11 protein-coding genes, 3 tRNA genes and 3 rRNA genes are annotated in these 12,004 nt (G+C 27.4%); 3 read left to right on the top strand and 14 right to left on the bottom strand.

Annotation, left to right across the window (positions count from 1 at the left end; genetic code table 11):
• Positions 1-59 (bottom strand): 16S ribosomal RNA (locus tag NSA50_RS18960); the annotation flags it as partial.
• A 527-nt stretch (positions 60-586) separates the two neighbouring features.
• Between NSA50_RS18960 and NSA50_RS18965 the strand changes: the two genes are divergently transcribed.
• Positions 587-1,264 carry a uracil-DNA glycosylase gene (locus NSA50_RS18965; RefSeq protein WP_195431366.1) on the top strand — a complete coding sequence of 226 codons (678 nt, stop codon included), beginning with the start codon at positions 587-589 and terminating at the stop codon, positions 1,262-1,264.
• Positions 1,265-1,292: 28 nt separating this feature from the next.
• Here NSA50_RS18965 and NSA50_RS18970 read toward each other — a convergent pair whose 3' ends face one another.
• Together NSA50_RS18970 and NSA50_RS18975 are read right to left on the bottom strand one after the other, a co-directional pair.
• On the bottom strand, positions 1,293-1,487 hold the full coding sequence (locus NSA50_RS18970; protein ID WP_243242217.1) for a hypothetical protein: 195 nt from the start codon (positions 1,485-1,487) through the stop codon (positions 1,293-1,295).
• 356 nt (positions 1,488-1,843) lie between these two features.
• Positions 1,844-1,919, bottom strand: a tRNA-Phe gene (locus tag NSA50_RS18975).
• Between the two features lie 144 nt (positions 1,920-2,063).
• On the opposite strand from NSA50_RS18975, the gene NSA50_RS18980 reads away from it, so the two are divergent.
• Positions 2,064-2,498, top strand: a complete 435-nt coding sequence (locus NSA50_RS18980; RefSeq protein WP_195266884.1) for a hypothetical protein — start codon at positions 2,064-2,066, stop codon at positions 2,496-2,498.
• Positions 2,499-2,534: 36 nt separating this feature from the next.
• On the opposite strand, the gene NSA50_RS18985 is transcribed toward NSA50_RS18980, so the two are convergent.
• The 4 genes from NSA50_RS18985 to fusA form a co-directional block, all read right to left on the bottom strand.
• Positions 2,535-3,458, bottom strand: a complete 924-nt coding sequence (locus tag NSA50_RS18985) for a CPBP family intramembrane glutamic endopeptidase (protein ID WP_243242215.1) — start codon at positions 3,456-3,458, stop codon at positions 2,535-2,537.
• Positions 3,459-3,695: 237 nt separating this feature from the next.
• Positions 3,696-4,931, bottom strand: a complete 1,236-nt coding sequence (locus NSA50_RS18990) for a competence/damage-inducible protein A (RefSeq protein ID WP_257447931.1) — start codon at positions 4,929-4,931, stop codon at positions 3,696-3,698.
• Positions 4,932-5,218: 287 nt separating this feature from the next.
• Positions 5,219-5,455, bottom strand: a complete 237-nt coding sequence (locus NSA50_RS18995; RefSeq protein WP_195266881.1) for a hypothetical protein — start codon at positions 5,453-5,455, stop codon at positions 5,219-5,221.
• Between the two features lie 98 nt (positions 5,456-5,553).
• Positions 5,554-7,629 carry an elongation factor G gene (gene fusA, locus NSA50_RS19000; RefSeq protein WP_195266880.1) on the bottom strand — a complete coding sequence of 692 codons (2,076 nt, stop codon included), beginning with the start codon at positions 7,627-7,629 and terminating at the stop codon, positions 5,554-5,556.
• A gap of 923 nt (positions 7,630-8,552) precedes the next feature.
• On the opposite strand from fusA, the gene cls reads away from it, so the two are divergent.
• Complete coding sequence (gene cls, locus NSA50_RS19005; protein ID WP_257447938.1) at positions 8,553-9,989, top strand: cardiolipin synthase; 1,437 nt, start codon at positions 8,553-8,555, stop codon at positions 9,987-9,989.
• Positions 9,990-10,041: 52 nt separating this feature from the next.
• Here cls and NSA50_RS19010 read toward each other — a convergent pair whose 3' ends face one another.
• From NSA50_RS19010 to NSA50_RS19040, 7 genes are all read right to left on the bottom strand, one after another.
• On the bottom strand, positions 10,042-10,482 hold the full coding sequence (locus NSA50_RS19010) for a VanZ family protein (protein WP_195266878.1): 441 nt from the start codon (positions 10,480-10,482) through the stop codon (positions 10,042-10,044).
• Between the two features lie 66 nt (positions 10,483-10,548).
• Positions 10,549-10,992, bottom strand: a complete 444-nt coding sequence (locus NSA50_RS19015; protein WP_195266877.1) for a hypothetical protein — start codon at positions 10,990-10,992, stop codon at positions 10,549-10,551.
• A 145-nt stretch (positions 10,993-11,137) separates the two neighbouring features.
• On the bottom strand, positions 11,138-11,302 hold the full coding sequence (locus NSA50_RS19020; RefSeq protein WP_195266876.1) for a hypothetical protein: 165 nt from the start codon (positions 11,300-11,302) through the stop codon (positions 11,138-11,140).
• A gap of 239 nt (positions 11,303-11,541) precedes the next feature.
• Positions 11,542-11,617: transfer RNA gene (locus NSA50_RS19025), tRNA-Ala, on the bottom strand.
• 5 nt (positions 11,618-11,622) lie between these two features.
• Positions 11,623-11,699: transfer RNA gene (locus NSA50_RS19030), tRNA-Ile, on the bottom strand.
• Positions 11,700-11,704: 5 nt separating this feature from the next.
• A 5S ribosomal RNA gene (gene rrf / locus NSA50_RS19035) occupies positions 11,705-11,821 on the bottom strand.
• A 100-nt stretch (positions 11,822-11,921) separates the two neighbouring features.
• A 23S ribosomal RNA gene (locus NSA50_RS19040) occupies positions 11,922-12,004 on the bottom strand; the annotation flags it as partial.

Below are 12,004 nucleotides of genomic sequence, written 5' to 3' on the forward strand. Positions count from 1 at the left end.
TGCATGTGTTAGGCACGCCGCCAGCGTTCGTCCTGAGCCAGGATCAAACTCTCAATAAAAAGTTTAATCTCTTCGCTCAAATTACTTTGAGTCTTAATTTTAAGACGTCTAAAAGAATTGCTGGTTTGTTTTACTTAACTTATTTTCTGTTCAATTTTCAAAGACCATTTTCTTCATCGCTCTCAAGCGACTTTCTTATCTTATCACTTATGCACTTCATTGTCAACAATGTTTTTTAACTTTTTTCAAGTTGTTTTGTTGGAAATCAACGTGTTCATAAGGAACGATTTACATAATATCATCTTTCACTCCTTAGTATCTATAATATTATCTATTTTATTCATATTTATATTATATTTTCTTTATTATTCTTTATTTTAATCTAATTTACTTATAAAGATATCCTAGGTAGCGTTTGTGTCTATTTAATCTTAATATATTCCAAAAATGTAATATATATATTATTATTAGATAGAATTCTTTTTTTATTTATTACATGTTTTAAATATAAAATATCTTTTTGAGTTAAAAATAATTATTAATAGTATTAAATTAATAACTAAATACTATATATGGAGGTGATACTTTGAAAAATATATTAAATAATGATTGGCAACAATTATTGCAAGATGAATTTGAAAAGGATTATTATCAAAACCTTAGACAATTTTTAATATCAGAGTATAAATCAAAAACTATCTATCCTGATATGAGTGATATTTTTAATGCATTAAAATTTACTGCATACAAAGATGTTAAGGTTGTTATACTTGGCCAAGATCCTTATCATGGTCCAAATCAAGCTCATGGTCTTTCTTTTTCTGTTAATAAGGGAGTTAAAGTCCCCCCTTCTTTAGTTAATATTTATAAAGAATTACACGATGATCTAGGATGCTACATACCTAATAACGGATTTTTAAAAAATTGGACTGATCAAGGAGTTTTATTATTAAATACAGTTTTAACTGTTAGAGCTCATGAAGCAAATTCTCATAAGAATATGGGATGGGAAATACTAACCGATAAAATTATTTCACTACTTAATAAAAGAGAAGATCCTATTGTTTTTATTTTATGGGGCAATCCTGCAATAGCTAAAAGTAAGCTTATAACAAATAAAAATCATTTTATAATTACTTCTCCCCATCCAAGCCCACTTTCAGCTTTTAGAGGTTTCTTTGGAAGTAAACCATTTTCTAAAACGAATGAGTTTTTAAAATCTATTAACAAGACACCTATAAACTGGCAAATAAAAAATATATAAAAAAAAAAAGGCACTAACTGTGCCTTTTTTAATTAATTTTACTTTTTGACTTCTTATAAAATGAATAACCTAGTGATGAAATTATTGCTATAACTGAGCATCCTGAAAATGTTAATATTATATTATCGATAAAAAAGCCTAGAAATATACCAATTCCAGCTCCCACAGCTATCCCCTTTGCTAAATAATCATAATCTTGATCAGATAAAATTAACTTTTCCACCACTAACACTCCTTATATGTTAAACATCTTATAAATCTAATATCTATACATTTATTTTAATACTTACTTCTTAAATATTTCTTAACTAAAACTTAAAGTATAATTAATTATAATTAATTATTATTCTTTCATAGTAATTTACCTTAATAATACAATAAAAAACATATAAATTTGCCAACTACGTCACTTTTCTTATTATCACCGCAAGTTTATATATCTAAAACTAAAAAATAATATATATAGCTAACGCACTTTTTTGAAGTTTAAATACCAAGCTCCTATTTAGCCATACTTTCAAAGTCTTTTATATTTTTCAGTACATAAAAAAAGCTAACTAATTAATTAGTTAGCTTTCCTGGTGGCTCGACCAGGAATCGAACCAGGGACACGAGGATTTTCAGTCCTCTGCTCTACCGACTGAGCTATCGAGCCTTAACGATTTATATTTTATATAATTTTTTATAATATGTCAACGTTTTTATTTTATATTTTTTAATTTAGTAAGAATATAAATTTTAAGTTATTTTTATAGAAGCATATAAATATAATAAAATATAGTATTAATAGGAGTGATTTATGAAATATATATTATTTATTATACTAATACTATCATTAGTAGTACTTTATTTTTATTATGAGAAAAAATTAGAATTAATGAAAAAACAATTAATGATTACTTCACATCAATATAATAATATAAGAAAGAAATATGATACACCTAAAAAAAACAATAATAATTTATCTATTAGATTTATTACCCCCACCTATAAGACCGGAATAATAAATACTGATTCTAAATTATATATAGCGCCACTGGATTCATCTCAGGTAATTAGAAAAACAAACATACGCATGGAGGTAACAGTTCTAGATTCAGCTGAACTAAATAATCAAACTTGGTATTATGTTAATCTTCCAATTGATAACTGTATAAATTGTAGAGGATGGATTAATTCAAAAGATGTATCAATGTTTTATAGTGACTCATCCTATATATCCAAATCAAATTAAGTAAAAAAAGTTAGGAGTATTGCTCTCCTAACTTTTTTATAATGAAATAGTTCTAATCATAAAGAAAATATATATTCCTATTGATAGTACAAATGGAATATTTATTATTCTATCCTTTTTCCCCACTATTCCTGATACTTCACTTGTTCTATAATTATAATTTTGAATTCTTCTTTTTGAATTAATTTTTTCCAATCCATATATTATAAGAAAAACAAATATTGAAAATATTACTGCTATAGCTCCATATATTATAAATAAAATTAATTTTTCTGATGATTCTATATTTTTGAGTGTTAATTCTGCATTTTGATTTGCATTTGATAATCCTTTAGTAATATAATCTGCTAATTTTGCCATAGTTACTGATGTTCCATTTATAATAAAGTGCATTATCATTGATGAAAATATACTATTTGTTGCTTGCACCACTAAAGCTAATATAAATCCTAATACAGCTGCATATAAAAATTGTTGAGGATCTAAGTGAAGAATACCAAAGAATAATCCTGTTACTATAGCTGATACATATTTATTTTTGTTCTCATAGCCTGAAAGCACTATCCCTCTTATTGTTACTTCTTCTGTTATTGATGGAAGTAATGCAACTAATGCTAATAAAAGTATATATGGAGTTGAAGTTATTTCTGATATAAACGATCCAATTTCATTATTAAAGAAAAATGTTCCAATCAATGAAAAAAAGGTCATTATTGGTTGAACCACAAATGCTAATAAGACAATTAAAAGAGTATCTTGCCAATGTAATTTGTTTAATTTGAGAGTTTCTTTAAAAGAAGACTTTGTAACAATTATATATATAATTGCAGGTAATAAAAATAATATCACATGATTTAAAAACAGTATAACTCTTGTATCACTTAATCCGAGTACAAGATAAAATGGCCTTAATAGTAATGGACCAAATATTTCTATTATTAATATAATTAAAAAATACATATTCGCTTTAAAAACTTTTGTCATATCTCTATCCTTTCTTTTAGTTTGTAGCGTTTCATTCTTTTACTACAAATTTATTTTAACGAATGTATAACTTATTAATTTAATGGACATAATTATAATGAAGCGAGAAGGCTTCCACAGTTAATCGCCTCTCCCCCATTTTATTTATATACAAAAATAATCCCCAACTTACTTTATAGTATGGAAGGGGATTATTTTACTCCCCTTTTTAATTTAAACTTCTAATAACTCTTTTCTTAAAATATTTAGCGCATTAAGTGTAGCTTTTCTTCTAATTCTTTCTCTATCGCCAGTAAAATTAAATTTATTTACAACAACTTTTCCTTTAATAAATACTCCTATATAAACTAATCCAACTGGTTTTTCATCAGTTCCACCACCTGGTCCTGCTATTCCTGTGGTAGAAATTGAAATATCAGTATCAGCCTGTTTAGCTATCCCTATTGCCATTTCTCTAGCTGTTTCTTCGCTTACTGCTCCATATCTATCTAAAGTTTCTTTTCTAACCCCAAGCCTCTTCATTTTAGCTTCATTTGAATAAGTTATAGCCCCTTCCTTAAATACATCTGATATTCCAGGATATGAAATTAAACTCGCTGCAACCATACCACCTGTGCATGATTCCGCAGTTGATATACTTAGTTTACTACTACATAGCATTTCTGAAACAACATTTTCTAAAGAAGTTTCCCCTTCTCCATATATATACTCTCCAAGTGTACTTTTTATTTCTTTATCAACAGGATTTATTAAATCATCACATTCTTTTTCATTACTTCCCTTAGCTGTAATTCTTAATGTAACATCATTGTCCTTTGCATATGGTGCCACTGTAGGATTTTTACTACTTTGAATTAAATTATTTAATTTTTGTGCCATAAGACTTTCACCTATTCCAAATAACCTTAAAGTCTTAGATTTTATAATCTTTCCTGTTATCCCTTCTAAGTATTTTTTAACATGATCATTAAACATCGGTTTCATTTCCCTTGGAGGGCCTGGTAAAATTATTAAAGTCTTATTATTTTCTGATATTATAGATCCCGGCGCTGTTCCATTAGGATTAGGTAATATAATAGATCCTTCTGGAAAATATGCTTGCTTTTTATTTGCTTCTACGATAGCCTCATCTTTCATATCTAGATATGTTTTAATCCAGTCTAAAGAAGGTTTATGAATCTCTAACTTTTTCTTAAAATATTTTGCTCCTAACTCTTTAGTTAAGTCATCTTGTGTTGGACCCAACCCTCCTGTTGTAATAACTAAATCACATCTTTGAAAAGCTTTTTCAAATGATTCTATTATTCTATCTTCATTATCACCAATAACACTTTGATGATATACATCTATTCCTAAAGCAGCTAATTCTTTAGCTAAAAATTGTGCATTTGTATTAACTATATCGCCTAAAAGTATTTCTGTTCCAATTGCTATTATTTCTGCTTTCATTTTACTCCTCCTACATACTTTATTTATATAAGCTACAATAAAAATTCAACACTTCTATGATATACCTTAGTAATTGATATTATTTAAATTTAGTTATTATTTTTGTAACTTATATATAAATTTAAATAATATATGCTTTCGTTTTCACTAGTTTACTTAAATAAGGATATTAAGCATTAAATATACTACTTACTTCAGCTGTGTAGATTATTACCTAAAACTTATATACTAAATATTTTACCACAAATTATAAAAGACTACTAATCAATAGATTAATAGCCTTTTATTTACTTTTGCTTATTAGCATTTATATAATATTTGCCAGTTGGATTAATTCCTTCATCTAATATCGAGAAATTGCTGTCTTTAAGCATGGATGTAATGATATTGATATCATTTTTGTCAACGCTACCTAAGGTTATTGTAAAATTATCATTTCTATCTACAACTCCCATATAGTCAAATATATTGCTATATTCACTAAGACCTAATCCCCCATTTATATCCATCCTATAATCTGGCATAGTATCCCTCCAATACTTTTTCTTTTGTATAAGATTTTATCTATAGCATTTATTTTATTTTATCTCACTAATTCATTATTTATTCACTATACCAAAATTTAATTTTTTTTAGCTTCCTCTATTATTTTTTTAGCTTCTATTTCAGGAACTTCTTCATATCTTGCAAGTTCACTTGTAAAGCTTCCTCTAGCTTGAGTCATTGACCTTAAATCAGTAGAGTACTTAAACATTTCTGATAGTGGAACTTCTACAATGATTTTTTGTAAGTTCCCATCTGGTTCCATTCCCAAAACTCTTCCTCTTCTCTTATTTATATCTCCAATGATATCACCCATATATTCATCTGGCACAAATATTTCTACATGCATAATAGGCTCTAATAAAATAGCTTTTGCTTGTTCTAGCCCCTTCTTATATGCAATAGAAGTAGCCATTTTGAATGCCATTTCTGAAGAATCCACTGGATGATAAGATCCATCGTGCAGTGTTGCTTTTAATCCAACTACTGGATAACCAGCTAAAACACCCTTTTCAATACATTCTCTAAGACCTTTTTCTACTGCAGGTATAAAGTTTCTCGGAACAACTCCTCCTACAACATTATCTACAAACTCTAGATCACTTTCTCCATCTTTTCTTGGCTCAAATTTTATTTTTACATCTCCGTATTGTCCATGCCCTCCTGATTGCTTTTTATGTTTACCTTGAACATCAGCAACTCCTTTTATTGTTTCTCTATATGGTATCTTAGGAAGCCTTAATATTACTTCGGCTCCAAACTTATTTCTCAACCTACTAGCTATTACATCTAAATGAGTTTCACCAACTCCAGATATTATTGTTTCTGCATTTTCCGTATCTCGTGTTATTGTAAATGTTGGATCCTCTTCTAATAATCTTTGTAGAGCTGCTGATATTTTATCTTCATCACCCTTAGCCTTCGGTAATACCGCCATTGATATTGCTGGTTTAGGGAAATTCATTTTATCATATATAACTTTATTATTTATATCGCATAAAGTATCTCCCGTTTCGGTGTATTGTAACTTTGCAACAGCCGCTATATCTCCGGCTACTACTTCCTTAGTAGGTATTTGATTTTTACCTCTCATGAAAAATACATTTGCTAATTTTTCTGCTTTATCCTTATTACTATTAATAACAGTAACCTCATTTGAAAGTTTTCCTGTTATAACTCTAAATAATGATATTTTGCCAACAAAAGGGTCTGCTATCGTCTTAAAAACTAATGCTGAAAACGGCTTATTTTCATCTAATCTTATGAAAACCTCTTCATCATTTTGTGTATTTATTGCTTTCTGAGGAATTGAATATTTAGGTGATGGAAAACATTCTACTACATCTTCTAAGAAACATCTCATACCTATAACCTTTGAAGCACTTCCACACATTACTGGTGCTATTTCGCCACTTGCACATCCTTCTATAAGTCCATTATATATTTCTTCATCACTTAATTCGCCTTCATTAAAATATTTATCTAAAAGTTCTTCATTAGTTTCAGCTACTGCCTCCATAATCATTCTTTTACATTCATCTATTTTCCCTAACAGTTCTTCTGGAGCATCCATTTCTTGAATTTTATTAGTTTTTGGATCGTGTATTCTAACTCTTTTTGATATAACATTAACTACTCCTTTAAAATTCTCTTCTGTTCCTATAGGATACTGAATTGGAACTACGCTAATTCCAAACTTTTCTTTTAATTGAGCTAATGTTTTATCATAACTTGAATTTTCTCTATCTAATTTATTAATAAAAAATGTTCTTGGTAATTTTATTTTATTACAATAATCCCATGCCTTTTCTGTTCCTACCTGAACTCCTGATACACCACATACAACTATAGTAGCTACATCTACGGCTCTCATTCCTTGAATAAGTTCTCCTGAAAAATCAAAATATCCTGGTATATCTACTAAATTTATTTTTGTTTCATTTACTTCTATCGGAGCAATAGAAACTGATAATGAAATCCCTCTCTTTTTTTCCTCTTGATCAAAATCTGTAACTGTTGTTCCATCTTCTACTTTTCCTAACCTATCAGTATTGCCAGTATTAAAAAGTAATGCTTCTACTAAAGATGTTTTTCCTGATGCTCCATGACCTATAAGTCCAATATTTCTCAAATTTTTTATTGTGTAATTTTTCATACTATCTCATAATATTTAATATAATATTATGATTACACCTACCTTTCATTTAAAATCTAAATAATTTTTGAATTAGTTCTCTCATCAAATTCCTGTGTTTATAAATTTTAAATCTCTGGTTTATAATTTGTTCTAATAAAACATCATAAGTTCGGGTAATTTCTTTATTGCATCTTACTAATTATAGAATACCATAAAGGTTTTTCCTTTTCCAGAATATTCAGATTATTTATCATCAGTCTAATCTATATTTATTTTTATGCTTTGCATATAAGATTAAGTACAAAAAAGTGCACCTATAATTTATACTATAGCTACACCTTCTGTTATCTTAATTTTTGACATATTTTTTATGTTTATTCAGCTTTACATAATTATTTTTCATTAATTAAATATCTATATTTTATCAGGAAGAAAATTAATAATCATATTAAATTTTATTACTATTATTTGAAATATAGTATCGTTATAGCATAGTTAGAATATTATAAAAAGAACCATATTAAGAGAAACAATTTCTAAATATAGTTCCTGGATGCGGTAGCTTATTACCGACTCTCTCTATAGCTACTAAAATACTATTGTACTATTATCTTTTGATTTCATTCGTTATCCCCCTTAAATAGTAAATACACAACAATAAATTTTTCTACTTTTTTAAATTTTATTTTACACGTTTTTCACTCCATTTTATAACTATTATATAGGCATATTAATCTTTTTCAAGATTTTATTAGTATTTCATAAAAATTTATGAAAAATGTTATATTAACATTATCAAACTCTTATAAAATATATGATTAATTTTAAAAATGTAATTGCTATATAATCATCTTTATATTAGTTTCTAATTAATTAAAATCTATATTTTAGTCAAGAATATTATTATAGATAATTATTTTTTGAAGGAGGTTTTTAATATGATTGCAATTAATATAATTTTTTATCTATCATTCATAATAAATCTCTTTATAATATTTATAATAATTATATTTGGGAAAAAACGCCATGAGAAAACTTTATCATGGATTCTAATATTAATTATATTCCCTCCCCTTGGACTAATTCTCTTTATACTGTTAGGTAGGAACTGGAAGATACATACATTAGATAAAAAATCAAAGCAAAAAGTCAGTAGCTTAATTACTCCTTCACTATTAAATAAATCTCATATATCTAATGAATTTCAGCATATTGTAAACTTATTAGTATCAAATTCATATTCTCCACTCTTTATAAATAATAGTGTTACTATTTTAGATGGAGGAATTAATAAGTTCGAAGCTCTAAAAAGTAAACTACTAGAAGCAAAAGACCATATTCATTTAGAATACTATATTGTTAAAGATGATAATATAGGAAATGAAATAAAAGATATATTGATAAGAAAATCTAAAGAAGGCGTAAAAGTTAAATTTATAATCGATAAAATGGGTTCTATAAAATTAAGCACTAGATATATTAACGATTTAAAAAATTCTGGGGTTGATGTTGTTTTTTATTCTTATGTATTAGCACCTTTTTTTAGATTCATTAATACCCAAGTGAATTATAGAAATCATAGAAAAATAGTTGTTATAGATGGTACTACAGCATTCCTAGGAGGAATTAATATAGGAGACGAATATTTGGGGTTAGGCAAATTAGGTGATTGGAAGGATTGTCATATAATGATTGAAGGTGATTGTGTACTTGGCTTGCAATCAATTTTCTTAGATGATTTTTCAAGTATAAAAAAATATAATAATGAACAAATTTCAACCTTAGCCAATATCGAAGACTATTTTAAAAATAAAGAATTTGATGGTAATATACCAATGCAACTAATAAAAAGTGGACCAGATTCTGAATACCCTAGCATACTTCAATGCTTTATAAAAATGATTAGCACTGCTAAAGAAAGTATTAATATAATAACTCCTTATTTTATCCCATCTGAAGGTTTAATGGATTCATTAAAAATAGCTGCATTAAGTGGCATTAAAATTTCAGTAATTTTTCCTAAAAAAGCCGATCATTTTACTGTGAATAAAGCGTCACAAACTTATTTAGCTGAATTAGTGAGATCTGGAGTTAAAGTTTATTTATATAATGATTCCGGATTTATTCATTCTAAAATTTTAACTGTAGATAAAAAAATATGCACAATAGGAACAGCAAATATGGATATACGAAGCTTTGAATTAAATTATGAAATCAATGCATTAATATATGATGAAGGAATAACTTGTGAATTTAATAAAATATTCGATAACTTATTAGAATATTGTACGGAGTTTAATTTAACAGAATATGAATCTAGATCTTTAACTAGCAAATTTCTAGATGGAATCTCTAGACTATTTTCTTCAATACTATAAAAGGATATTCAAATATTATTGAATATCCTTTTATAGTATTGAAAATTATATTTTACTTATTTAATTTTACTATTTCTACTATCCTCGTTATTAAATAACCAATAGCACCTCCTGAAGTGTCAATCAATACATCTTTAAACGCCATATTTCTTCCCGGAATAAAATATTGATGAAATTCATCTGTACTTGCATATAAAAACACAAAAATTATTGAATATAATCTAGCTCTTTTAGTAGTAAAATAGAACTTGCTTACGTTATATGCAAATAAAAATAATATTAGATATTCTGAAAAGTGTGCAGTCTTTCTAACTACTAAAGTAGCTAACTCACCAAAATATTGATTTAATTCTATTCCAAAAAAGCTAAATATTTTCAAAACTAATTCACTTTGGCTACTAGAAACTTCACCTGGTTGATGTGACATAAAAAATATAATCCCCATCCAAACTATTAGCATAGCCCACGATATTATCTTTTTGTTTTTATTCATTATTCTCTCCCTATGTTAATTTAATATATTTTCCTTTTTATATAATAAATATTTTATCCTTTGATATCAATCTTTTTCAACTAAATATCTATTAATATACGCTAACGATTGTTCTAGCATACCTTGACCTCTCTCTAAATCTTTAACATTAACTTCTAAGTTATATATTCTTTGTTCTACTAAATTCATTATTTGCTTTATATCGTTTAATAATTTAGCTTCATATGAAACTTGTACTCCATCAGAATCTATATATATTTTTTCTGGAACAGATCCACATTTAGAGCACTTAGCATATATTCCCTTCTTCTCAACATCTCTAAATATTTTGAATGTATCATTATTACAGTTAGAACAATTAGGCAACATTATAAAATCTTGATCACTTACATCAATATCATATTTAGACTTACACTGAGCACAAATTAAATGCAACTTATCTTCTTCACTTTCTAAAAAAAATCTATTCCCACTACAGCCATCTTTTTCACATACAAAAGTTCTTATCATTTCCTAATCCCCCTCCTTATTTAGAAAGAATACCCTTCTACAATTTAATATGCTAGACTAAATAAATTTATTCTTATTATTTATATTAGTTTTAACTACATATATTGTAAAAAGTAAAATAGACCTAAACTATAAGTTAGGTCTATCAAATATTTTTATTATTACAAAATTCATCTGATTCCTTTAATGCTACTTCTACTTCTTTTATAAGATCATCTATCCTGCTTGTATTTTTACCTGCTAATACTAGCTCTCGCTTTTCTAATTTTAATTTTATTAATTTTTGCTCTAACTCATCCTTCTTACCCATACCAACACTCCCCATCTAAGGATAAGACCTTAAAACTTTTACATTAAAAATTAAATAGTTTATTATATATTAATTATATATTATTTTTCTCTCTATTCCTAATTAAAATTTTAGAAATTTTTAAAACTTTTTCGACATTTGGAAATCCCATACATGTATTATATTACTATTAAATAACTTAAAATATTCCTTCTAATTTTAAGTTATAAAAAAAGAAGTTATGATAACATAACTTCTTTTGGTGGAGATAAAGGGATTCGAACCCTTGACCCCTTGCGTGCAAGGCAAGTGCTCTCCCAACTGAGCTATACCCCCAAATATGGTGGACCTTCAGGGACTCGAACCCCGGACCTACCGGTTATGAGCCGGTTGCTCTAACCAACTGAGCTAAAGATCCATAATACCTGGCAACGTTCTACTCTCCCACACAGTCTCCCATGCAGTACCATCGACGCTGTAGAGCTTAACTTTCCTGTTCGGAATGGAAAGGAGTGTTTCCTCTACGCCATCATCACCAGATTACATTAACATTATATTGTAAAATCAATATCTTGTCAATACTTTTTTCAGAAATATTCTCTGAAAATTGCACATGAATTAATTTTAAGCCTGTTTTTTATTGGTCAAGCCCTCGACCTATTAGTATCAGTCAGCTAAATATGTTACCACACTTACACCTCTGACCTATCAACCTTGTGTTCT

The organism is Clostridium mucosae (genome assembly GCF_024622765.1).
GTDB lineage: Bacteria > Bacillota > Clostridia > Clostridiales > Clostridiaceae > Clostridium.